Origin of the sequence: Sphingobium estronivorans (genome assembly GCF_008692605.1) — a bacterium.
GTDB lineage: Bacteria > Pseudomonadota > Alphaproteobacteria > Sphingomonadales > Sphingomonadaceae > Sphingobium > Sphingobium estronivorans.
This window is the reverse complement of the sequence record NZ_LFCT01000003.1, coordinates 77171-99415: the sequence shown is the minus strand read 5'-3', so window position 1 is coordinate 99415 and position 22245 is coordinate 77171. Positions and strand designations below refer to the sequence as shown.

The following is a 22245-nucleotide window of genomic DNA, read 5'->3' as shown; positions in this document are numbered from 1 at the left end:
TCAATTATAGCGGCGCAGCAATCCGGCGAGCTTGCCCTGGATGCGGACCTGCTGCGGATCGTAGATTTGCGGTTCATAGGCGCTGTTGGCGGGATCGAGCCGGACGTTCGGACCTTCGCGCCGAAAATATTTGAGCGTCGCCTCGCTCTCGTCGATCAGGGCGACGACGATCTGTCCTTCGCGCGCGACATCGGTACGCTGGATCAGCGCGAAGTCGCCGTCGAGAATACCTGCCTCCATCATGGAATCGCCCGCAACCTCCAGCGCATAATGATCGCCGGCGCCCAGCAGGGCAGCGGGCACGGAGAGCATATTCTGTCCCTCCAGCGCTTCGATCGGCACGCCCGCCGCGATCCGTCCGTGCAGGGGAATTTCCAGCACGTCATTGGCGGCGATGGGGGGGCTGGCGACCAGTTGCGGCTTGGGCGGAACGACCAGCTTTTGTGGACGATGCATGGCGTCGGGAAGCTTCAGCACCTCCAACGCGCGCGCACGGTTGGGCAGACGGCGAATGAAGCCGCGCTCTTCCAGTGCATTGATCAGGCGATGAATGCCGGATTTGGACCTGAGATCCAGGGCTTCCTTCATTTCCTCAAAGGAAGGGGAAACGCCCCCTTCCTCCAAACGGATCTGAATGAAGCTCAGCAATTCCTGTTGCTTGGGTGTCAACATGCCTGCTTGCCCTCTTTGGAACGGATGAAGAACGCATAGGAAACGAAAAGGGGCAAGTCAAGCGCCGCCAACCATTGGCCGCATTTACGGGAACGCGGGCGCGGACAGGCCGTTTTAACCTCCGCCTTCCCCAAGGAGGTGAATAGGAGAGTCAGATGGCCAACCAGAACAGTCAGGACAAGAACCAACGCCGCGATCAGCAGGGCAGCGACCGCTCGGGCCAAGGCGGCCGGCAGCAGCAGCAGGAGAATAAGCAGGGTCAGATGGGCGATGAACGCCGTCGGGACAAGGCACCTGACAAGCAACAGCGCTGAAGGGTTGGCTGTCATTCAGCCTATCGTCTGAATGTCGGCGAATTTGCATCAGGACTGCACTGGAAGGGGTCGCTTCGCGGCCCCTTTCCTTACGAAAGCGGCAGGACCGTGACGGCATCGCCGGCAGTGGCGGGGGGAGATCCGGCGGGGCGCAGGATCAGGCAGTCGGCCATTGCCATGGCGGCGGTCGCCGCGCTGTCCTGCGACGTGACGGAGACGATGCCCGCCTCGCTGCGATAGGCGCGAAGATAATCGTCGCGCGCTCCGGTCGCGGGAAGGGGCGAGGCAAGCGTCGCGGGCACCGTGCGGGGCAGGGGAGACGTCGAGCCCATGATGTGACGCACTAGCGGCAGCAGGAACAGCGTCGCCGTGACGAAGGCCGACACCGGATTGCCGGGCAGGCCAAGGAAGACGGTGGAACCCAATGTGCCTGCCATCAGCGGTTTGCCGGGCCGCATCGCGATCTTCCAGAAATCGAGTGAGCCGCCCGCACGGGCGAAAGCCGGGCGAACAATATCGTGGTCTCCGACCGACGCGCCGCCGGTCGAGACGATGATGTCGGCTTGCGCGGCGCGGCCGAAGGCGTCGACCATATCGTCCAGATCGTCCCGCACAATGCCGAGGTCGATGATCTCGCAAGGCAGGCTGCCGAGCAGCGCGGCCAGCATCGGCGCGTTGGAGGCGGGGAGCTGGCCGGGTTGGGTCATTGCGCCGGAGGCCACCAATTCGTTGCCGGTCGAAAGCAGCGCAATGCGGGCCGGTCGGGCAACCGGCAGGGTGCCATGACCGCCCAGCACGGCCAGGGCGATCCGGGCGGGTCCCAGCGCGGCGCCCGTCGGCAGAAGAAGGCTCCCTTCCCGGAAATCGGACGCGGCTGGGCGCACATTGTGGCCCTGGGTCAGCGGCCCATCCACGGCGCGAAGGATATCGCCATCCCGCGCCGCATCCTCCTGGATCAAAATGCTGTCCGCGCCCTGCGGCAGCGGCGCTCCAGTGAAGATGCGGCAGGCCTGGCCGGGGGGCAGGGGGTACGGCAGGGGGCCGCCTGCCGCGCTTTCGCCCGTCACATGCCAGGGCCCGGGCCATTCGACGGCGCGGACGGCATAGCCGTCCATGGCGGAAAGATCGGCCCATGGCTGATCGCGCAGCGCTGGAATGTCGCGGGCAAGCCAGCGCCCGGCACAAGCGGGGATCGGGATATCCTCGGTCGGGAGCAACGTGCCCAGCGCCATCAGGCGGCGTTGCGCCTCCGCGACCGGGAGCAGGCTCATGCCGTCCAGTCGCCGGATTTGCCGCCGCGCTTGGCGAGCAGACGGACCTCGCCGATGACCATCGCCTTGTCCAACGCCTTGGCCATGTCATAGACGGTGAGCAGCGCGACCGTCGCGGCGGTGAGCGCTTCCATCTCCACGCCGGTCTGGCCTGCGGTTTTCGCCGTGGCGGTGACGGTGACGCTCGTCGCGTCGAGATCGAAATCTACCGTCACGCTGCTGAGCGCGATCGGGTGGCAGAGCGGAATGAGGTCAGCCGTGCGCTTGGCGGCCATGATCCCGGCGACGCGGGCGACGGCTAGGACGTCGCCTTTCTTCACCAGCCCCTGAGCGATGGCGGCGGCGGCGTCCCCGCTCATGGCGATGTGGCCGGTGGCGACCGCTTCGCGGGCCGTCACCGCCTTGGCCGAGACATCGACCATGCGCGCTGCGCCAGCCTCGTCCAGATGGGTGAGCCCGTTCATTCGCCTGTCAGCAGATTGTGGGTCGCGGCCTCGACATCGGCCTGCCGCATCAGCGTTTCGCCCACCAGGAAGCAGCGAACCCCATGTTCCGACATGGCGAGCAAATCCGCATGGCTGCCGATGCCGCTTTCCGCGACGAAGGTGCAGCCTTCGAGCGCCTGCCCCACCAGTTCATAGGTACGCGCGAAGTCGACGGTGAAATCGCGCAGGTCGCGATTATTGACGCCGATCAGCCGCGAGCGCAGCTTCATCGCGCGCTCCAGTTCCTGCGCATCATGCACTTCGATCAGCGCGTCCATGCCAAGGCCGAGGGCCGCATCCTCGATCTCCGCCATTTGAACGTCGTCCAGCGCGGCAGCAATGATGAGGATGGCGTCCGCGCCAAGCGAGCGGCTTTCCAGCACCTGCCAGGGATCGACCATGAAATCCTTGCGCAGCACCGGCAGGGCGCAGGCCGAACGCGCGGCCATCAGATAATCGTCATGGCCCTGGAAATAGGGCACATCGGTCAGCACCGAAAGACAGGCCGCGCCGCCCGCCGAATAGGCCTGGGCATGGGCGGGCGGGTCGAAATCGGGGCGGATCAGGCCCTTGGAGGGGCTGGCTTTCTTGATTTCCGCGATCAGGCCGAAGCCGGAGCGGGCGGCGTCGTCCAGCGCCTTGCGGAAGCCGCGCGGGGGCGTCTGCTCGGCGGCGCGAGCGTGGAGCGTGGAGACGGTGATCGCGGCCTTGCGGCGGGCGACTTCCTCTTTCTTCACATCGCAGATTTCGATCAGCTTGTTCGTCATGAATAGGCAATCCAGCAATTGAGGAGCGCGTTGGCAAGGCCGCGATCGATGGTTTCGGCAGCTTCTTCAACGCCTTCGCGGAAATCGGACACAGCATCCGCAACAACAAGAGCGGCAGCCGCGTTCAGCAGCACCGCGTCCCGATACGGCCCCGCTTCGCCTTGCAGCAGCGCACGGAGGGCAGCGGCATTATGGGCCGGGTCCCCGCCCCGGATCGCTTCGACCGGGTGGGTGGAGAGGCCGATTTCGGCGGCGGTCAGGCGGCGCATGGCGACCAGGCTGTTGCCCTTCACCTCCGCCAGGTCGTTGCCGCCGGCGAGCGAGAGTTCATCGAGGCCTTCGTCGCCGGAGATGATCATGGCGTGGTCGACGCCCAGTTCCGCCAGCGCTTCGGCATAGATGGGGACATAGGCGGGGCGCGCAATGCCGACCAGCTGGCGGCGAACGCGGGCCGGATTGGCAAGTGGCCCCATCAGGTTGAAGATGGTCCGCTCACCGATCGCCTTGCGAACGGGACCGAGACGTTTCAGCGCCGGATGGTAGTTTTGCGCGAAGAGGAAGCAGATGCCGAGATCGGCCAGCGTCGCTTCGGCGGTCCGCGCCGCGCGGTCGAGGTCGAGGCCGAGCGCTTCCAGCGTATCGGCGGCACCCGCCTTGGAGGAGGCGGCGCGGTTGCCATGCTTGGCGACAGGAACGCCGGCGGCGGCGACGACGAGCGACACGGCGGTCGAGACATTGAGCGTGTGATGGCCGTCGCCGCCCGTGCCGCAGACGTCGATGGCGCCCGCAGGCGCACTGACCGGGATCATGCGGGCGCGCATGGCGCGGGCGGCGGCGGCGATTTCCGTGGCTGTTTCGCCGCGGCGGGCCATGGTGACGAGGAAGGCCGCGATCGCCGTTTCGGGAAGATCGGCATCGAACAGCAGGTCGAAGGCCTCTGCGGCTGCTGGCGCGCTCAGCGGCGTGGCGGGGTCGGGCAGGCGGGTCATCGCGCCTGCCTTAATCATGCCGGGGGCGATGAGTCGAGATCGGGATGCGGGAAAGTCGAATTAAGCTTGCTCGGTTTCTCGGAAACTCTTGAACACACCCCCTTGACGGCGGCGGCAAACGAGCGTTGTCGGGTTGGGATGCGTCGTGGGTGGAAATCGCTATTCTGGTCGTTCGCCATCCGGCAGCGCCGCCGTTTGCGGGAAAGCGAAGCGGCGTTCATCCTGTTGGCGGTGCTGGCCGGCGTCGCCGCCGGGTTGATGACCAATGTGCAGCAATGGCTGGCGCATGGATTGCAGCAATTCTTCTACGGCGTCACGGCCAACCGGCTGAGCGCGCTCAGCGCCATCCATCATCCCTGGCGATTGTTGGCGCTGCCGGCGGGCGGGGTCATGCTGATGCTGTTCGCGTTGTTGCTGAAGGGACGCAAGCGCGCGCCGATCGACGTGGTGGAGGCCAATGCGCTGCATGGCGGTCGAATTCCGGCGAGCGACAATCTCGTCATCGCGGCGCAGACCGTCATTTCCAACGGCATGGGCGCTTCGGTCGGGCTGGAGGCGGCCTATGCGCAGATGGGGGGCGGTTTCGCTTCGCTGCTGGGGCAGTGGCTGAAGCTGCGGCGCAACGATTTGCGGACGCTGGTCGGCGCGGGTGCGGGCGCAGCGGTGGGCGCAGCCTTCGGGGCGCCGCTGACCGGCGCCTTCTATGCTTTCGAGATCGTGATCGGCCATTACACGCCCTCGGCCATTGCGCCGGTGGTCGCTGCGGCGCTGGCAGGAGTGTTCGTGACGCGGGCGCTGGGCGTGGAGCCGTGGCTGATCGCCACCACGGCGGACCGGGTGGTGACGACGGGCGACTATCTGCTCTTTGCGCTGCTCGGCTTGCTGTGCGCGTTTCTGGGCATAGTGATCATGCGCCTGGTGACATTCGCCGAAATTCGGGTGCAGGGTTGGGCGCGGTTGGGACGCTGGAAGCCGCTGATCGGCGGGCTGTTGCTGATGCCCTTGGCTCTGGCCTCGCCGCAGACCCTGTCGGCGGGGCATGGTGCTCTGCACCTCAACCTCGTCCTGCAACCGGCCTTTACGGCGCTGGCGCTGGTGTTGGCCCTGAAGATCGCCGCTTCGGTGATTTCGCTGAGCTTCGGATTCAGGGGTGGACTGTTCTTCGCTTCGCTCTTCCTCGGGTCGCTGGCCGGGCAGATTTTTGCAGGCGCGATCAATGCGGCGCAGATCGGCATATGGGTCGATCCCAATGATGCGGCGCTGGTCGGCATGGCGGCGCTGAGCGTGTCGATTGTCGGCGGGCCGATGACGCTGGCGCTGTTGATGCTGGAAACGACGCACGACTTCGCGCTGATGGGCGTGGTGCTGACCGCGTCGCTGCTGTCGAGCGCGGTAACGCGGGAGATGTTCGGCTACTCCTTCTCAACCTGGCGGCTGCATATGCGGGGATCGAGCATCCGCAGCCCGCGCGACATCGGCTGGGTGATGAACCTGACGGCCGCGCGGATGATGCGGCGCGACTGGGTGTCGGTGCGGGATGATTATACCGTGGCGGAGTTTCGCACGCGCGTGCCGCTGGGGTCCGCGAGCAAGGCGGTGATGATCGACGCCGCAGGGCGCTATGGCGGGATCGTGCCGACAGCGGCCGCCTATGCGCCGGAACTGGAGGGCGACGCGCCGATAGCGCCGCTGGCGGTGCTGCGCGACACGGTGCTGGACCCGGGGGCGGACATCCGCGCGATCCTGCCCTTGTTCGACCGGGCGAGCGCGGATGAACTGGCGGTGGTGGATGTCAGCGGGCTGGTGCTGGGGGTGCTGACCGAGAAACATGCGCGGCGGCGGTATTTCGAGGAAGTCGAAACCTCCCAGCGCGAACTGTTCGGCGAAAGTTAAGCCGGTTCGCGTTCCTTGACCGGGATGCCGGCGATCCTGAGGAAATTCGCCAGCATGTCATGGCCATGTTCGGTGGCGATGCTTTCCGGATGGAACTGGACCGAGTGGATCGGCAGGTCGCGATGGCGGAAGCCCATGACCGATCCGTCCTCGCTGGTGGCGTTGACGATAAGGGTCTCTGGAATATCCTCGACGATCAGGGAGTGATAGCGCGTCGCGATGAAGGGCGAAGGCAAACCTTCGAACAGGCCGCTGCCGTCATGGCTGACCGGGGATGTCTTGCCGTGCATCAGGCCGCCGCGCACCACCTTGCCCCCGAAATGCTGGCCGATCGACTGATGGCCCAGGCAGACGCCCAGCAACGGCGCTTTCGCATCGGCACAGGCGGCGACCAGATCCAGGCTGACGCCCGCCTCATTGGGGGTGCAGGGGCCGGGAGACAGCAGGAAGGCGCTGGCGCCGCTGGACAGGGCCTGGCCCGCGGAAATGGCGTCGTTGCGCACCACCTCCACCTGAGCGCCCAGTTCCATGAGATAATGGACCAGATTCCAGGTGAAGCTGTCGTAATTGTCGATGACAAGGATCATGGCGGGAGGCTTTAGCGCGGGATGCGGGCGGGGGAAAGGGGAGATGGGGGCGGCGGCTGACGGTCCTCCACGATCTTCACGCCGGCCAGCGGAAGCCGATGCTGTCTTCGCCCGCCCGTTCTCCGTCTGGATCGAAGCGGCGTTCCGTGATCGTGCCGTGGCCCTGCGCGTCTATGGCGATGATGGTGCTGCATCGCGTCCCGTAAACCGGATTGCGAATGAAGATCGGAGAGATCGCCGCTTCGTCGGGGGCATCGGAGGGGGCGTCCGGGGTGATGCCGCCTTCCGGCAGGCTTTCGGCGCGCAGGGCATCGAACAGGGCAAGCGGCTGCTGCGCGCCCGCCACCAGCCAGTCCAGCAAGGCCGTCTTGAGCGCCAGCGTCTTGGGCCAGGGCGCGTCGAGCGCGCCGTTGGAAAGGCCATAGAGGCCCGGCGTCAATTGCGTGCGGACGGGGGCGGGCCGGTTGGTCAGGAAATGCGCGTGCAGGCCATCGATCCAGATCAGGTTGAAGGGGTTGAAATCCTCCAGCCGTGCCGTCTCCGGATCGGCATAAGCGCCTTTGCCGGTCAGCAAGTCCGTCACCAGGGCCCCGCGCGAGGCCCGGTCGGGCGAGGGCGCGCCATAGCCGCGCAGATTGGTGACGATCGCAGCACGGCCCCCCTCCGACACGCCGATCCAGGTGCCCCCTGATTGCAGGTCGCGCCCGGCGAGGAGCGAAGGTTCGTCCTGCCAGCGCGCCAGTGGCGCGGCGGGGCGGGCGTGGAGTTCGTCGCGATTGCCGATCAGGATCAGCTTCCAGCGCGGATGCGCTTCCCAGGCCATGGCCATGATGCACATGCTTGCAATGCCCTCCTTCAGGCGGCTTGATAAACGCTTCGGCCCTCTCCATATAGGTCGGTGCCGGGTTCGCCCGGCTATGGTGATAAATCGTATCGTGCAATAGGCGCAGCGGACCCGGGGGCGGTACCCGGCGGCTCCACCATTTATCCCGTCATGACGGGGTGATTGACGGGGCCGAACTAGGATCGACGTGTGTTGAAAAGCGGTGCCTTTACCCGGCCTGAGTACGCCGTAAAAAGGTTCAAAACTCACAAGTGCCAACGATAACGAGGCTCTTGCTCTTGCTGCGTAATTGATGGCCTCACGGCCGGACATTACTCAAAAAGAACGCGGTTGAACCCACCGGGCAACAGAAGGGAATTCAGCGGCCGCCGGAGGGGCCGGGCAACAGAACCCTCCGGACTTCCTGTCATCGATATTTTAGCGGCGTGGCGGTCCAGAGGTCCGGCCATGGGGTTCCGCGATTCGAATCGCGTCCGAAGGTGATGCTTCATTCAATTACAGTTTTGTGACACTATTGCGTAAAACGCATAAGATACTGATTATCAATACATAAAAAACCTATTTTGGGCTTTCCCGAGACCTTGCTGCGAGGTCATCAAAGTGAAATAATTCCCGCTATATTGGAAAGTTTTTCGGGAGAAATCGGATGAGGATGGTGGCTGCGACTCTCGGCCTGGTGCTCGCTTCGCTGGCGCCGACTGTGGCTTTCGCGGCGCCTGATGAGGTGGTCGTGGTGGGCGTGCCCGACGGTCGTCTGGCCGCCGGTGCGCTGGCGTCGGGTGACTATGCCCATGCAGCGCAGCGTTTGGAAGCGGTGCGTCCCGACGCCGCGAACGATCCGGCCCGGCTGATCAATCTCGGCAATGCCTATGCCGGCATGGGGAAGATGAAGGCTGCGCACGCTGCCTATAAGGCGGCGCGTTTTGCGCCGGATTCCATGCTGGTGACGGCGGACGGCAACGAATCCTCTTCGCGGGATATCGCGCGGCGGGCGATGGGCCGTCTGGAAGCGCAATACGCCATGCGTTAAAGCGCGTGGCGAACCCCTGGGTGCAGGGAGAGGGGGCGTCGCCTGCGTAGGGCGGCGCCCCTGCTGCTTTATAAAAGGCCGATTTTAGGGCTGGCCTGTCATCAAAATGCAAGAATAGTCTTAAAACTGTCATTCATCAGTCGCCAATCCGTCATAGAATCAAAATGAGGATGTCATTTGCGCCGCCTAGCTGCCCCCAACGAGGGCGACAGGGGGCGTTGTCCGATTCGCGTTCCCCCTTGCGCTCCGCATCACATCACAAGCCGGCAAGCGCCGGAGCGGAGACGACATGGCCAAGATTAACCGTTTTCAAACCATCCTGATGGCGGGCTGCGCCTGTGCGGCGCTGAGCGCTTGCGGCGCGGACGATATCGCGTCGCCCGGCGAAGGCACCATCGTTCTGCCGACGCCCACGCCCACTCCGACCCCCACGCCAACCCCGACTCCGACACCCACGGCGGTGACGCCGGCTTCGGCCTGCCCCTCGATCGCAGGCTCCGACCAGCTTCAGGATCTCGGCACCATCACCGATGGTTCCAACACCTGGCGCAACTGTGGCTTCCCCGCGCGCTTCACCAGCACCACGGCGATCGCCAAGACCACCGGCGTCATCTACTCGCTGCCCGGCCGCGTCGACGTTGGCACCGATCAGGGCGCGGCGGGCACCGGCAGCACCGTTACCCTGTCGATCGATCCGGGCGTGGTGGTCTTCGCCAGCACCGGCAACGCCTATCTGGCGGTCAATCGCGGCAACAGGATCAACGCGGTCGGGACCGCCACCAGCCCGATCGTTTTCACCAGCCGCGAAAACGTCACGGGCGCTGCCAACGACCAGTCTTCCGGTCAGTGGGGCGGCATCGTGCTGCTGGGCCGCGCGAAGATCACCGACTGCGACGCTCCGGCCGCCGCGCCGGGCACCACGGCCTGTACGCGTGACACCGAAGGTACCACCGGCGCCATCTACGGCGGCGCGGACGATGCCGACAGCTCGGGCCGCATGAGCTATGTCCAGATCCGCTATTCCGGCTTCGTGCTGGCAAACGGCAAGGAACTGCAGGGCCTGACCCCCTCGGGCGTCGGCACCGGCACGCAGATCGACCATATCCAGATCCACAACAGCTCGGACGATGGCATCGAGGTCTTCGGTGGTTCGACCCACATGAAATATCTGGTGCTGACCGGCAACGAAGACGACAATCTGGATACGGACGTCGGCTTCCGCGGCACGGCCCAGTTCATCATCTCGGTCCAGCGCGCCAACAACAATATCGGCGACACCTTCCTCGAAACCGATTCGAACGGTTCGACCACCAACAGCAATGCCAGCGAAGACGCGCTGCCGCGTCAGTATCTGAAGGTTGCGAACTTCACCCATATCCAGCGATCGAACACCGGTGACGATGGCGCATCGATGCTGCTGCGCGGCGGCGCCGATCTGGCGCTGGTCAACGGCATCATCGTCAGTCCCGACCAGAGCTGCCTGCGCATCAACGGCGCCGCTGCGGTTCGTGATGCCGACACCACGCTGCAGGACGCCGGCAAGCCGCGCTACCTGTCGGTCGTGATGCAGTGCAATGCCACCCCGTTCAAGGGCACCGGCACGGGCGTGACCGATGCGCTGGTCCAGTCGATCTTCACCACCGACCCGAACAGCAGCTTCACCTACACGCCGTCGCTGACCAGCCTGTTCATCAACGGAGCGACCGAAACCGCCCGCACCGCGATCGACCCGAAGACCATCGACAGCAACTTCACCACCACCAACTACATCGGCGCGGTGAAGGACAGCAACGACAGCTGGTATGCCGGCTGGACCTGCAACTCGGTCACGGCGAGCTTCGGCAGCACGAGCAAGAACTGCACGGCGATCCCGACCGCCTGATCGGTTCCTGACCTCAACAGGGGCGGGGAAGCGTGCATCCGACGCTTCCCCGCCTTCTTTGCACTTACATTTCCTTGGGGGACATTTGCATGTCACAGCCGCTGAACATGGCCCGCCTGCTCCTGATTTCCACCGCTGTGGTCGCCCCTGCGGCCATGGCCCAGAATAACGCGCCCACGCCGCCAGTGACGTCGGGTACGCCGACGCAGGCTGAGGAAGCCGACGCCCAGGCCGGACGGGTCGATGTTTCCATCCCCGGTTCCGACATCATCGTGACCGGCCGCCGCACCAGCAACATCTCGCAGGCCGCGCCGCAGGTGGTGAACCTTCTGTCCGCCGCTGACATCAAGCGTACGGGCGAAGGCGACATCGCCGGTTCGCTTCAGCGCGTGACCGGCCTTTCGGTCGTGTCCGGCGGATATGTCTATGTTCGCGGCCTTGGCGATCGCTATTCGCTGGCGCTGCTCAACGGTTCGCCGCTGCCCAGCCCTGAGCCGCTGAAGCGCGTGGTGCCGCTCGACATCTTCCCGACCAGCGTCATTGCCTCGACCCTGGTGCAGAAAAGCTATTCGGCGAATTTCCCCGGCGAATTCGGCGGCGGTGTGATCAACCTCACCACCAAGGCGATCCCGGTTGAGAGCTATCTGGAACTGAGCGTCGGCAGCTCGGCCAATACCGAAACCTCGGGCCAGCTCGGCTACACCTATTATGGCGCCAAGTCTGACTGGACCGGCTTCGATGACAGTTCGCGCGACGTGCCGCCGCTGCTGGCGCAGGCGTTCAAGAGCGGCACGCCCTTCGCCAATATGCCGCGCACGGACCTGCAGGCGATTTCGATGCAGTTCCTGAACGCCAAGACGTCGGTTCTGCAACGGACCAACAGCCTGCCGTTCAACTTTTCCGGGTCGCTGAATGCAGGCACGTCGATGGATGTGGGCAGCGATGGCCGCCTGGGCATGATCCTGACCGCCTCCTACAGCAACAAGTGGCGCACCCGCGACACCTTGCAGCAGGCGTCGATCGACTTGAGTCAGGCTCCCGGCAAGAGCGCCCAGCAGGTCAACACCGACAATGAAGTGACCGTCAACGCGCTGTTTGGCGTCGGGCTGGAACTGGGCGATCAGAAGATCCGGTGGACCAATGTGTACATCCGCGACACGCTCAAGCGCGGCGCCCTGTCGCTCGGCCGCAATGACGGCGCGATCGCCGGTGCCGATTATATGAAGCAGAACACCGCCTGGTATGAGCGGCAACTGATCGACACGCAACTGGTCGGCGAATTCAAGCTGGGTGATGCACTCAGCCTCGACCTGCGCGGCGGCTATGCCAATTCGCAGCGCGAGGCGCCTTATGAGCGCGAGTTCGAATATGTGCGGACCAATCGCGACCTCAGCGTCGATCCGGTCGGCGATCGTTTCGTCAATGCGCTTAACCGTCAGCGCGGCGATGCGTCGATCACCTTCAGCGACCTCAATGAGGATCTGTGGTCGGCGGGCGCTGACCTCAGCTATAAATTCTCGTCGGATGTGACGCTGACGACGGGTTACGCCTTCAGCGATACCAAACGTACTTCGTCGCGTTACGAACTGCATTTCGATGCCACCAACCTGCCGATCTCGGTGCAGCAGCTGCGCCCCGATTATCTGCTGTCGGATGCGTCGATCCAGCTATACGACATGACTCTGCTCGACTTCTCCGGCAATTACCCCGTCTATGACGCCGCGCTGCGCGTCCATGCCGGTTATGGCCAGGCGAAGGCCGAACTGGTGCCGGGCCTGACCGTCGATGCGGGCGTGCGTTATGAAAAGGGCCAGCAGTCGGTCACGGGTGTCGACGTCTACAACACGGGCGTGACGCCGGTGAACCGGATCGACAAAAGCTATTGGCTGCCTGCTGCGACGATCACGTTCGAAGCGTCAAAGGGCCTTCAGTTCCGCCTCAGCGGGTCGAAGACCATCGCTCGCCCGCAGTTCCGCGAGTTGATCGCGCAGCCCTATATCGACACCGATTCCAACCGCTTCTATCGCGGCAACCCGTTCCTTCAGGACAGCCGGTTGTGGAATGCGGAAGCGCGCGCCGAATGGTATATGGGCCGTGACGAGCGGCTGACGTTGGCGGGCTTCTGGAAGAAGATCGACAATCCGATCGAAACCTACACCACCATCAACGACAAATATGACGTGACCACCAGCTTCGCCAATGCGCCGGAGGCGACGCTGTATGGCGCGGAAATCGAAGCGCAGAAATATCTGCCGCTGGACGGCTGGTCGGACGGCGCCTTTTTCCAGAGCCGCCGGATCGTGCTGATCGGCAACTATACCTACACCAAATCGAAGCTGAAGGTCGGCGCGAACGACACCACCGTCCCCTATAGCTACACCACCGGCGAACTGCCGGCCGCATCGGACTATTTCCGGGACGGTTCGCCGCTGACCGGCCAGTCGGACCATCTGGTAAATTTCCAGCTTGGCCTCGAGGATACCGACAAGCTGTCGCAGCAGACGTTGCTGCTGACCTATGCCAGCCCGCGCGTGACCAGCCGTGGTCCGAACCTTCAGCCCGATATCAAGGAAAAGCCGGGCTTGACGCTGGACTTCGTCGCGCGACAGGGGGTGAAGCTGCCCGGCGGCATCAACAGCGAGGTGAAGTTCGAAGCCCGCAACATCACCGGCCGGAAATTCCAGGAGTTCCAGGAACTGGACGGCAACAAGGTGTTCTACAACAAGTATAAGATCGGAACGACCATCGCCGCATCGCTGACCGTGGCTTTCTAAAGCTCATCTGACGATATGCGTCGGGTTCATCGAGCGGCCGATCCGTCTCCGGCGGGTCGGCCGTTCCGATTCCGGATCGATTCGCGCGGCAGGCGGGTTCATGATACAGGCGGCGCTCCATCGACCCTGGTCAGGGGTACGCGGAGGTGACGCGTGGGACGGGAAATCGAACTGAAGCTGGAATTGGCGTCCGGTGCGGTAGCTGCGTTCGAACAGTTGGCCTTCCTTCCGGCGAAGAGCGACGTGGCGGCCTTGCAGGCGATATATTTCGACACGCCGGACCAGGCATTGGCGCAGCGAGGGGTTAGCCTGCGTATTCGTCGCTCCGGCGACAGGCTGGTCCAGACCGTCAAGGCCGATAATGAAGGCGAGGCCGGACTGTTCGCGCGGGCCGAGTGGGAAATGCCGGTCGCGGACGAGACGCCGATGCTGGACGCGCGCACGCCCGTCGCCACGCTGCTGGGCGAGGACGCGCGTGCCATTGAACCTGTCTTCCATGTCGATGTCGAACGGCGGACATGGAAGACGGTGGAGGACAAGGCCGAAATCGAATTGGTGTTGGATCAGGGAACCGTCAGCGCGGATGGGCGGCAGTCGGCGATTTGCGAAATCGAACTGGAGTTGAAGAGCGGCGAACCGGCGGCGCTCTTCACCCTGGCGCGGCGGATCGATGCGGAAGTGCCTGTGCGGCCGGGCGTAATGACCAAAAGCGAGCGGGGCTATCGGTTGCGCGATGCCGTCAAGATCGCGGCCAAGGCGGAACCGGTCCCTCTTGTCCGCTCGATGACGGCGGGTGAGGCGTTCCTGCGGATAGCCGGGACCTGCATGCGTCATTATCGGCTCAACGAAGGGCTGCTGCTGAACCATTATGATGACAAGGCTCTGCATCAGGCGCGGGTGGCGATCCGGCGGTTGCGGTCGGCTTTTTCGCTGTTCAGGCCGATCCTGGTCCGGGCGGATGTCGAGCGTTTCCAGGGCGAGCTGAAATGGCTGGCCGCTTTGCTGGGGGAGGCGCGCAATCTGGACGTACTGGTCGGGCGGGTCGAGGCGGAGGATCTGCGCAACCGGCTGGAGACGGTACGGACTGAGGCGCATGACCGGGTCGGGCAATGGCTGCGATCGGCGCGGGTGCGGATGCTGCTGATGGACCTGGTGGAATGGCTGACGCTGGGTGCGGGGCGGGTCGAAGGCGAGGCGCGGGATCGGCGGGACGGGCCAGCGGTGGATTTTGCCGCGCGGCGTTTGCAGCGCTTGCGCAAGCGGATCGCGAAGGACGGCGAGGGCCTGTCCGGCCTGAGCGACGAGGCGCGGCATGAGGTCCGCAAGGATGCGAAGAAGCTGCGCTATGCCTCCGAATTTTTTGCGGGCCTGTTCGATAGCAAGGAGCAAAAGCGTCGGCAGGCGAAGTTCATCGCCGCGCTGGAAGACGTGCAGACCGCCCTTGGTGAGTTGAACGATCTGGTTGCTGCGCCGGGCCTGTTGGCCGATTATGGGCTGGGCACAGAAGAGGCGATGCGGGTTCGTCCGAAGAAGAAGCGGAAGCTGCTTGTCGCCGCGAGCTGTGCCCATGACGCGCTGATCGATGCGCCACGGTTCTGGCGCTGAGATAAGCGGTCAGGCCCAGGGGCGTTCGCGATACCATTTGGTGATGACATGCTTGACCCCGCCGCGGACCTTCATGCCATGATGGATGCTGGCGGCGTTATAGCGGCCCGGCGCGAGGCGGTTGTTCCAGGCGAGCAGTTTGCCGGCTTCGGGCTGGACCGTCTTGCCGATCTTGACGAAGCGGGTTGCGCCACCGGCGGTCGGTTCATTGAGATAGACCATCAAGGTCCATGTACGATTGCCCGCGAGGGCGCAAAAGCGATCGAAATCCGGCCCCTGCGGTTCGAAATAGTCGGTATGTGCCTTGAATTCCTGTCCGGTGGCATAGCGCTGGCCCTGGATCGGTTCGCCATAAGCGGGATCGATGCCCGCGAAGGCGGCAAGCTTTGCGTCGATGGCTGCGATGAACGGGTCGGCCGCGTCGAGATCGCAAGTCTCGCTGGTGCGGAAATAGCCGTCGCCATTGGCGTCGGCGATGGTCGACGGACGACGTTGGGCGTCGATCCGCTCGATCAGGCCGGCGCATTCCTGCGCGGAGAGAAAATCGCGCTGGATGAACAGCGTCAGTTCACGGCTGGGCACACGCTGGATGCGGGGATGTCCCGCGATCCAGGCGGGATCGGCGTCGGGCGCGGAAAGGGGTAGGGCGTCGGCCATCACTCATCCTGGAGAAGCAGGGGCAAGCCATTAAAAGAAGGCGCCTCTAGCTATCGCTGGCCGTGTGAAAAGCAAGCACTGTCGTTTCCGCGTTGCGATTGTCATCAAAGCGTCACACAAATGTCATCCGGCAGTAAAAGCATTTGCCTAGCAGGCGCCGGTATCAAGGGGGACCATCGACGCCTATGCGTGTGCCTTTCGGCGACAATATCCTGAAATTCGGCGGACGGCTGCGGCCCATCGACTGGCTGTCGGTGGTCGAAAAGCTGCTGTTGGGCGTGCTGGCGCTGCAAGGCGCGTGGCTGGTCTGGGCATTGCTGACGCCGGTGGGCAGCTTCGGTCCGTGGGAAGGGCGGCAGGCGCAATTCCCTTCCCTTGCCGAGCGACAGTCGCTTTTTTCCGGCTTCGATCCCTTTTATCGGAGCGGCCAGCCGCAGACGAGCAGCGGCGTGGTCACTTCGCTGGCACTGACGGTCTACGGTATCCGGCTGAATGAAGGGTCAGGGCTGGGATCGGCCATCGTCGCAGGACCCGACGGCGTACAGAACAGCTTTGCCGTGGGGGAGGAGATCATGCCCGGCGTGAAGCTGAAAGCGGTCGCCTTCGACCATATCACCATAGACCGCGGCGGCGCGGAGGAGCAGGTCTTCCTCGACCAGTCGCAGCCCGCGCCGACCGCCGCGCCCGATGGCGGAACATTCGCCGGTTCGCCGCCGCCAACGCCGCAGGGCATCGACAATCCGACCGCCGACAGCCTGAAACGCGATGTCGGCTTCACGCCCCGGATGAAGAATGGGCGCGTGACGGGGTTGATCCTGACGGCCAGAGGCCCCGGTTTCCAGAATGCCGGTTTCCAGCCCGGCGACATCGTCACCCAGATTGACGGCCAACCGGTCGGCTCGGTGGGCGATCTTCAGGCGTTGCAGGGCAAGATGATGCCCGGCGCGCGCATATCCCTGACGGTCGAGCGCGGCGCTGCCGTGTCCTCGGTCAACCTGACACTGCAAGGCCAATGACCAGAAAATTGCTTCTTTCCGCCGCCATGGCTCTCGCTCTGGCGGCCCCCATCGCTTCGCCGGTCATGGCGCAGCAGACGCTGAACGTGCGCGACGCCGATATTCGGGCCTTTATTCAGGATGCCGCGCGGGTGACGGGGCGGACCTTCATCATCGATAATCGCGTGCAGGGAAAGGTGTCGGTCGTCACCGACCGGCCCTTGTCGCGGTCCGAATATTTCGAGATTTTCCTGTCGACCCTGCGCGCCAATGGGCTGGTGGCGGTTCCGGCGCCGGGTGGCGCCTATCGCATTCAACCCGCCGATGGCGCGGCGGGTCAGCCCAGCGCCGTGGGGCGGGCGGCCAATCGCAACCAGTTCGTGACGGAGGTGTTCCGCCTGCGCTCGATCGATGCGGCGAGCGCTTTGGAAACCCTGCGGCCCCTGGTCAGCAAGGATGGTTCGGTGACGGCGAACCGCGCCGGGAACAGCGTGGTCGTGGCTGACTATGCCGACAATATCGGGCGCATCCGGCAGGTGATCGCGCGGATCGACCGGGATACGGCTTCGACCACGACGGTCGTGCTGAAAAATGCGGGGGCGCGGGAGATTGCGACCTCCTTGCAGGCTTTGGTGACGACCGGCGGCGAAGGCGCGGCAAAGCCCGCCACCATCGTGCCGATCGACAGCAGCAATGCCGTCGCGATCCGGGGCGACGCGGGCACTGTGGCGCGGCTGGCGCAGATGGCGCGTGATCTGGACCGGCAGGCGGCAAGCGGGACCGAAATCCGCGTCTATTGGCTGGAGCATGCCGATGCGGAAAAGCTGTTGCCGGTGTTGCAACAACTGATCGGGCAGTCGACCAGTTCGGCGGTGACGGCTTCCACCCCGGCGGCGGGGACGGCGCCTTCGGCTGCGCCGCCCGCAGCTTCGGCGGTGGTTGCGAGTTCGGGCGGATCGGGCGTCAGCGGGATTTCGACGCGTGGCCCGGCCATCGTCACCCGCTATGAGGGCGCCAATGCGATCATCGTCGCCGCGAACAGCGATGTGCAGCGGATGCTGGGCGAGACGATTCGCCAGATCGATACGCGGCGTGAGCAGGTGCTGGTGGAGGCAATCATCGTCGAGATCAGCGATGCCGCCGCCAAGAAGCTGGGCGTGCAGTTCCTGATCGGCAGCACCTCGACCGGCTTTGCCGCGACCAATTACTCCAATGCTTCGCCCAATCTGCTGACGCTGGCGGGGGCCGTGGCCGCCAACCGGCTAGGCACGACCAAGACCACGGTGGTGGCTGCCGATGGCTCGACCACCACGACCGAGACGCAGACCAACAGCGATCTGGCCAGCACCTTGCAATCGGCTGCGGTCAACGGCCTTCAGAGCGCAACCGGCGCCATCGCCGGACTGGGCGGCAGCATCGGCAGCAACGGCATTTTCGGGGCGATCATCAATGCGGTGAAGTCGGATACCGACAGCAATCTGCTGTCCACGCCCTCGGTGATGACCCTGGATAACCAGAAGGCCTCCATTCTCGTCGGCCAGCAAGTGCCGGTGACGACTGGCGAGGCGCTCAGCCAGAATTTCGACAACCAGTTCCGCACCGTGCAGCGGCAGGATGTCGGCATCAAGCTGGAGGTGAAGCCGCAGATCAATACCGGCGGCGCGATCAAGCTGTTCCTGAAGCAGGAAGTGTCGAGCGTCGCCGGGCCGGTTTCCAACAGCAACAGCGACCTCATCATCAACAAGCGCGAGATCGAGACGACCGTGACGGTCGACGATGGCGAGATATTGGCGCTGGGCGGTTTGCTGGACGACAATGAGCGCAAGACCATCGAGCGGATACCGTTGCTAAGCGATATTCCGGGCCTGGGCGAACTGTTCAAGTCGCGCAGCAAGAGCCGGACCAAGACCAATTTGATGGTCTTCATCCGCCCGACCATATTGCGATCCAAGGAGGATGCGCAGAAGCTGACGCAGCAGCGTTACGGCTATATTCGCGGCATGCAGTTGCAGCGCAATCCCGATGCCGAACCCAGCATCGACGAGCTGGTGCGCGACTATATGGGCGCGACGCCTCCCGCCGCTGCGCCTCAACCGGGCGACAGCGTGGTGCAGCCGCCTGCCGAAATCATCGAACCGACCGCCCGCCAGTCGAGCGGCGTGGTGCGTCCCGTCGAAATTCCGGCAAGCGGAGGCAAGCGGTGAGTGAAGCAGCCGCCATCGATCCTGATCCCATTCCCCCGCATGTGGCGCCGCGCGCCGTCGACATACCCTATGTTTTTGCGCGCAAGCATGGCGTGGTCATGCTGCCGCCTGAGGGCGAACGGCTGACCATAGCCGTGCGCGAGGGCAGCGACCCCCGCGTCCTGCTGGAAGTGCGGCGGCATTTGGCGCGCAGCTTCGATGTCCGTTTCGTCGATGGACCGCAGTTCGACAGGCATCTGTCCGACCATTATGCGATGGAAGGCAGCGCCGCCGCGATGGCCGGCTCCCTCGATGTCGGGGCCGATGAGCTGGACATATTGGCCGCCGATATCCCGACGGCGGACGATCTGCTCGACAGCGCGGACGATGCGCCTGCCATCCGCCTGATCAACGGCATCATCGCCGAAGCGGCGCGGCAGGGCGTGTCGGACATTCATATCGAGCCTTATGAAACCGGCTTGATCGTGCGGATGCGCGTCGATGGGGTGCTGCGCGAGACGCTGCGGATGCCGCCGCATGTCGCGCCGGTCGTCGTCAGTCGCATCAAGGTCATGGCGCGGCTCGACATTGCCGAGCGACGGGTGCCGCAGGATGGACGTATCGGCCTGACGCTGGGCGGGAAACTGCTCGACGTGCGCGTATCGACACTGCCGAGCCGGGCGGGCGAGCGGGTGGTGCTGCGTATTCTCGACAAGGAGAATGCGGGCATGAACCTCGACCTGCTGGGCATGGCGGGCGCGACGGACCGGATTTTCCGGGAGGGCTTGCAGGAGCCCAATGGCATCATCCTCGTCACCGGGCCGACCGGTTCGGGCAAGACGACGACGCTTTATGCGGGCTTGCGGCAGTTGAATGACGGAACGCGCAATATCCTGACGGTCGAGGACCCGGTCGAATATGCGATCGAGGGCGTGGGTCAGACACAGGTGAATGCCAAGGTCGGCCTGACCTTCGCGGCCGGACTGCGCGCGATCCTGCGCCAAGACCCCGATGTCGTGATGGTCGGCGAAATTCGTGACCGCGAGACGGCCGAGATCGCCGTACAGGCTTCGCTGACCGGGCATCTGGTCCTTTCCACCGTCCATACCAATGACGCGGTTGGCGCGATCACCCGTATGCGCGACATGCGGGTCGAGCCGTTCCTGCTCGCCTCGACCCTGCGCGCAGTGATCGCACAGCGACTGGTGCGGCGCCTCTGCCAGCATTGCCGGGAACCGGTGCAGGCCGACAAGTCCGCCAGCGCCCTGCTGGGCTTCGATCCGGGCACGATCATCTACCGGGCGCGTGGGTGCGAGGAATGCAATGGATCGGGCTACAAGGGCCGGATCGGTGTGTTCGAGGCGATCCGGGTGGACGACACCATTCGGCGGCTGATCAACGACGGCGGCGATGAATCGCTGATCGCGCGCCACGCCTTCCTGAACGCCCCCAATCTGGGATCGGCGGCGCGGGCGCTGGTGCGCGACGGGCAAACCACGGCGGAGGAAGCCATCCGCGTGTCGCGGCGCGATGCGGCTGAGGTGGAAACCATCGCCGATGGCTGAGTTCGATTATATTGCGATCGACCCCGCAGGGAAGGAGCGCAAGGGATCGGTCAAGGCCGACACGATGGACGATGCTCGCGCCCGGCTGGATGCGCGCAAGCTGTTCATCGTGCGGATCGAGCCGGGGGCGGTGGAAAAGGCTCGCAAGCGCGCGGGCCTGTCGCTGCGCGCGCCGCGCCTGTCGGCCAAGGAGCTGACGCTGTTCACGCGGCAGCTTTCGACGCTGGTCGAGGTCAGTCCGCTGGAAGAGGCGCTGCGCACCATCGGGCGGCAAAGCGAGCAGGCGCATGTCCAGGCGATCGTCGGCAAGGTGCATTCGGGCGTGCTCGAAGGGCGGCGGCTGGCCGATGCCCTGGGCGCGGAGCCGAAGAGTTTCCCGGCGCTCTACCGTGCGATGATCTCGGCAGGGGAGAGTTCGGGCAGCCTGCCGACGATCATGGAGCGGCTGTCGGAATTGATGGAGCGGCAAGCGGTCATGCGGTCCAAGGTGCTGACCGCGATCGCCTATCCCAGCGTGCTGGCGGCCTTTGCGGTGTGCGTGGTCGCGGCGCTGATGATCTTCGTCGTGCCCAAGGTGGTCGAGCAGTTCGATACGGTCGGCCAGCAATTGCCGCTGCTGACGCGGATGGTCATGGGCGTTTCGGCTTTTCTGGCTGGTTATTGGTGGTTGCTGCTGATCCTGATCGGGCTGGCGGGCTTTGGCTTCTGGCGGGCGTTGAAGGTCGAGGGTTTTCGCTATCGCTTCGATTTCATGCTGTTGCGATTGCCGCTGCTGGGGCGGCTGATCCGCGATCTCCATGCGGCGCGAATGGCGCGGACGCTTTCAACCATGGTGGCGAGCCGCTTGCCGCTGATGGAGGGGCTGTCGCTCACCACCCAGACCGTCCACAACCGGGTGCTGCGGCAGGCGTCGGAGGAGATTGTCGAGGCCATTCGCGGCGGCGGCAGCCTGTCGGCGGCGTTGCGGCGGGCGGGCGTGTTTCCGCCGCTGCTGGTCTATCTGGCGGCGAGCGGGGAAAGCGCGGGCCGGCTCGACACCATGCTGGAGCGGGCGGCGGACTATCTGGAGCGGGAGTTCGACAGCTTCACCTCCGCCGCGCTCGCCATGCTGGAGCCGGTCATCATTATCGCGATGGGCGGCATTGTCGCCGTCATCATCCTGTCTATCCTGCTGCCCATCCTGCAGCTGCAGAGCCTCACCGGGGCCTGAAGGAGTGTTTATGAAATTGCCCGACCTGAAACGCATCCGGTCCCTGCGCGAAGGCGCATGTCAGCGGCGCGACGCAGAACATGGGTTCACCCTTGTCGAACTCATGGTCGTCATCGTCATCATCGGCCTGTTGGCGACTATCGTGGCAATCAACGTGATTCCCGCGACCGACACCGCGCGGGTCGAGAAGGCCAAGGCGGACATTTCCACCATCGAGCAGGCGCTGGAGCAATATCGGCTGGACAATCTGACCTATCCCTCGACCACGGACGGATTGCAGGCGCTGATCAATCCGCCCGCTTCGCTGGCCCAGCCGCAGCGTTATCGGCGCGGCGGCTATATCAAGAAGCTGCCGAACGATCCGTGGGGCCGACCCTATAACTACTCCGTGCCCGGCCGGAAGGGCGCGTTCGACATCAGTTCGCTGGGCGCCGATGGCCAGCCGGGCGGCGAGAATGAGAATGCCGACATCTACTCCAGCGAGCTTTGAGCGCTCGCAGCCCGGCTTCATGCCTTTGCGAC

At 64.6% G+C, this 22245-nt stretch carries 19 protein-coding genes and 1 other RNA gene; 12 read left to right on the top strand and 8 right to left on the bottom strand.

Going from position 1 to position 22245, the window contains the following annotated elements:
* On the bottom strand, positions 1 to 672 hold the full coding sequence (lexA, locus tag F7P65_RS03220) for a transcriptional repressor LexA (protein WP_150290316.1): 672 nt from the start codon (positions 670 to 672) through the stop codon (positions 1 to 3).
* A gap of 155 nt (positions 673 to 827) precedes the next feature.
* On the opposite strand from lexA, the gene F7P65_RS21940 reads away from it, so the two are divergent.
* Positions 828 to 986, top strand: coding sequence for a hypothetical protein (locus F7P65_RS21940; protein WP_162854519.1), 159 nt, complete (start codon positions 828 to 830; stop codon positions 984 to 986).
* Between the two features lie 89 nt (positions 987 to 1075).
* Here the strand turns inward: F7P65_RS21940 and F7P65_RS03215 are convergent, their stop codons facing one another.
* From F7P65_RS03215 to trpD, 4 genes are read right to left on the bottom strand one after another with little or no spacing between them, the layout of a single operon-like run.
* The gene (locus F7P65_RS03215; protein WP_150290315.1) at positions 1076 to 2257 is read right to left on the bottom strand and encodes a molybdopterin molybdotransferase MoeA; all 1182 of its coding nucleotides are present in this window, start codon (positions 2255 to 2257) and stop codon (positions 1076 to 1078) included.
* Positions 2254 to 2721, bottom strand: a complete 468-nt coding sequence (gene moaC, locus F7P65_RS03210; protein WP_150290314.1) for a cyclic pyranopterin monophosphate synthase MoaC — start codon at positions 2719 to 2721, stop codon at positions 2254 to 2256. Before moaC ends, F7P65_RS03215 begins: the two co-directional genes overlap by 4 nt.
* Positions 2718 to 3509, bottom strand: a complete 792-nt coding sequence (gene trpC, locus F7P65_RS03205) for an indole-3-glycerol phosphate synthase TrpC (protein WP_150290313.1) — start codon at positions 3507 to 3509, stop codon at positions 2718 to 2720. The genes moaC and trpC overlap by 4 nt, the downstream gene beginning before the upstream one ends.
* A complete protein-coding gene (trpD, locus tag F7P65_RS03200) occupies positions 3506 to 4498 on the bottom strand; it encodes an anthranilate phosphoribosyltransferase (protein WP_150290463.1) in 993 nt (330 codons plus the stop codon). The genes trpC and trpD overlap by 4 nt, the downstream gene beginning before the upstream one ends.
* 138 nt (positions 4499 to 4636) lie before the next feature.
* Here trpD and F7P65_RS03195 point away from each other — a divergent pair, with 138 nt between their 5' ends.
* A complete protein-coding gene (locus tag F7P65_RS03195; RefSeq protein ID WP_150290312.1) occupies positions 4637 to 6391 on the top strand; it encodes a chloride channel protein in 1755 nt (584 codons plus the stop codon).
* On the opposite strand, the gene F7P65_RS03190 is transcribed toward F7P65_RS03195, so the two are convergent.
* Both F7P65_RS03190 and F7P65_RS03185 read right to left on the bottom strand, forming a co-directional pair.
* The gene (locus tag F7P65_RS03190) at positions 6388 to 6978 is read right to left on the bottom strand and encodes an anthranilate synthase component II (protein ID WP_150290311.1); all 591 of its coding nucleotides are present in this window, start codon (positions 6976 to 6978) and stop codon (positions 6388 to 6390) included. The genes F7P65_RS03195 and F7P65_RS03190 overlap by 4 nt on opposite strands.
* A gap of 76 nt (positions 6979 to 7054) precedes the next feature.
* Positions 7055 to 7816, bottom strand: coding sequence for an NRDE family protein (locus F7P65_RS03185; RefSeq protein ID WP_150290310.1), 762 nt, complete (start codon positions 7814 to 7816; stop codon positions 7055 to 7057).
* Between the two features lie 22 nt (positions 7817 to 7838).
* Between F7P65_RS03185 and ssrA the strand changes: the two genes are divergently transcribed.
* The 5 genes from ssrA to F7P65_RS03160 all read left to right on the top strand — a co-directional run bounded on the left by ssrA (position 7839) and on the right by F7P65_RS03160 (position 15113).
* Positions 7839 to 8183: a transfer-messenger RNA gene (ssrA, locus tag F7P65_RS03180) on the top strand.
* A 285-nt stretch (positions 8184 to 8468) separates the two neighbouring features.
* Positions 8469 to 8852: a tetratricopeptide repeat protein gene (locus tag F7P65_RS03175; protein WP_150290309.1), complete on the top strand. Its 384-nt coding sequence runs from the start codon at positions 8469 to 8471 to the stop codon at positions 8850 to 8852.
* A 289-nt stretch (positions 8853 to 9141) separates the two neighbouring features.
* Positions 9142 to 10734 (top strand): hypothetical protein, encoded by a 1593-nt coding sequence (locus F7P65_RS03170; RefSeq protein WP_150290308.1) that lies wholly within the window; start codon positions 9142 to 9144, stop codon positions 10732 to 10734.
* A gap of 89 nt (positions 10735 to 10823) precedes the next feature.
* Positions 10824 to 13508: a TonB-dependent receptor domain-containing protein gene (locus F7P65_RS03165; protein WP_150290307.1), complete on the top strand. Its 2685-nt coding sequence runs from the start codon at positions 10824 to 10826 to the stop codon at positions 13506 to 13508.
* Positions 13509 to 13661: 153 nt separating this feature from the next.
* Positions 13662 to 15113 (top strand): CYTH and CHAD domain-containing protein, encoded by a 1452-nt coding sequence (locus tag F7P65_RS03160; protein ID WP_150290306.1) that lies wholly within the window; start codon positions 13662 to 13664, stop codon positions 15111 to 15113.
* 9 nt (positions 15114 to 15122) lie between these two features.
* Here the strand turns inward: F7P65_RS03160 and F7P65_RS03155 are convergent, their stop codons facing one another.
* Positions 15123 to 15770, bottom strand: coding sequence for a prolyl hydroxylase family protein (locus F7P65_RS03155; protein ID WP_150290305.1), 648 nt, complete (start codon positions 15768 to 15770; stop codon positions 15123 to 15125).
* Between the two features lie 185 nt (positions 15771 to 15955).
* Between F7P65_RS03155 and F7P65_RS03150 the strand changes: the two genes are divergently transcribed.
* Genes F7P65_RS03150 through gspG form a run of 5 tightly spaced genes read left to right on the top strand, consistent with a single transcriptional unit; the run spans position 15956 to position 22213 of the window.
* Complete coding sequence (locus F7P65_RS03150; protein ID WP_150290304.1) at positions 15956 to 16786, top strand: type II secretion system protein N; 831 nt, start codon at positions 15956 to 15958, stop codon at positions 16784 to 16786.
* Positions 16783 to 18969 carry a type II secretion system secretin GspD gene (gene gspD, locus F7P65_RS03145; protein ID WP_150290303.1) on the top strand — a complete coding sequence of 729 codons (2187 nt, stop codon included), beginning with the start codon at positions 16783 to 16785 and terminating at the stop codon, positions 18967 to 18969. Before F7P65_RS03150 ends, gspD begins: the two co-directional genes overlap by 4 nt.
* Positions 18966 to 20513, top strand: a complete 1548-nt coding sequence (gene gspE / locus F7P65_RS03140; RefSeq protein ID WP_420853298.1) for a type II secretion system ATPase GspE — start codon at positions 18966 to 18968, stop codon at positions 20511 to 20513. Before gspD ends, gspE begins: the two co-directional genes overlap by 4 nt.
* Positions 20506 to 21723, top strand: a complete 1218-nt coding sequence (gene gspF, locus F7P65_RS03135; RefSeq protein ID WP_150290302.1) for a type II secretion system inner membrane protein GspF — start codon at positions 20506 to 20508, stop codon at positions 21721 to 21723. The genes gspE and gspF overlap by 8 nt, the downstream gene beginning before the upstream one ends.
* Positions 21724 to 21733: 10 nt before the next feature.
* The gene (gene gspG, locus F7P65_RS03130; RefSeq protein WP_150290301.1) at positions 21734 to 22213 is read left to right on the top strand and encodes a type II secretion system major pseudopilin GspG; all 480 of its coding nucleotides are present in this window, start codon (positions 21734 to 21736) and stop codon (positions 22211 to 22213) included.
* Positions 22214 to 22245: the final 32 nt, after the last annotated feature.

Bases quoted from the DNA above. Each gene is read 5' to 3' on its own strand.
- lexA (WP_150290316.1), bottom strand. From the start codon at position 672: ATGTTGACACCCAAGCAACAGGAATTGCTGAGCTTCATTCAGATCCGT.
- F7P65_RS21940 (WP_162854519.1), top strand. From the start codon at position 828: ATGGCCAACCAGAACAGTCAGGACAAGAACCAACGCCGCGATCAGCAG.
- F7P65_RS03215 (WP_150290315.1), bottom strand. From the start codon at position 2,257: ATGAGCCTGCTCCCGGTCGCGGAGGCGCAACGCCGCCTGATGGCGCTG.
- moaC (WP_150290314.1), bottom strand. From the start codon at position 2,721: ATGAACGGGCTCACCCATCTGGACGAGGCTGGCGCAGCGCGCATGGTC.
- trpC (WP_150290313.1), bottom strand. From the start codon at position 3,509: ATGACGAACAAGCTGATCGAAATCTGCGATGTGAAGAAAGAGGAAGTC.
- trpD (WP_150290463.1), bottom strand. From the start codon at position 4,498: ATGACCCGCCTGCCCGACCCCGCCACGCCGCTGAGCGCGCCAGCAGCC.
- F7P65_RS03195 (WP_150290312.1), top strand. From the start codon at position 4,637: ATGCGTCGTGGGTGGAAATCGCTATTCTGGTCGTTCGCCATCCGGCAG.
- F7P65_RS03190 (WP_150290311.1), bottom strand. From the start codon at position 6,978: ATGATCCTTGTCATCGACAATTACGACAGCTTCACCTGGAATCTGGTC.
- F7P65_RS03185 (WP_150290310.1), bottom strand. From the start codon at position 7,816: ATGTGCATCATGGCCATGGCCTGGGAAGCGCATCCGCGCTGGAAGCTG.
- F7P65_RS03175 (WP_150290309.1), top strand. From the start codon at position 8,469: ATGAGGATGGTGGCTGCGACTCTCGGCCTGGTGCTCGCTTCGCTGGCG.
- F7P65_RS03170 (WP_150290308.1), top strand. From the start codon at position 9,142: ATGGCCAAGATTAACCGTTTTCAAACCATCCTGATGGCGGGCTGCGCC.
- F7P65_RS03165 (WP_150290307.1), top strand. From the start codon at position 10,824: ATGTCACAGCCGCTGAACATGGCCCGCCTGCTCCTGATTTCCACCGCT.
- F7P65_RS03155 (WP_150290305.1), bottom strand. From the start codon at position 15,770: ATGGCCGACGCCCTACCCCTTTCCGCGCCCGACGCCGATCCCGCCTGG.
- F7P65_RS03150 (WP_150290304.1), top strand. From the start codon at position 15,956: ATGCGTGTGCCTTTCGGCGACAATATCCTGAAATTCGGCGGACGGCTG.
- gspD (WP_150290303.1), top strand. From the start codon at position 16,783: ATGACCAGAAAATTGCTTCTTTCCGCCGCCATGGCTCTCGCTCTGGCG.
- gspF (WP_150290302.1), top strand. From the start codon at position 20,506: ATGGCTGAGTTCGATTATATTGCGATCGACCCCGCAGGGAAGGAGCGC.
- gspG (WP_150290301.1), top strand. From the start codon at position 21,734: ATGAAATTGCCCGACCTGAAACGCATCCGGTCCCTGCGCGAAGGCGCA.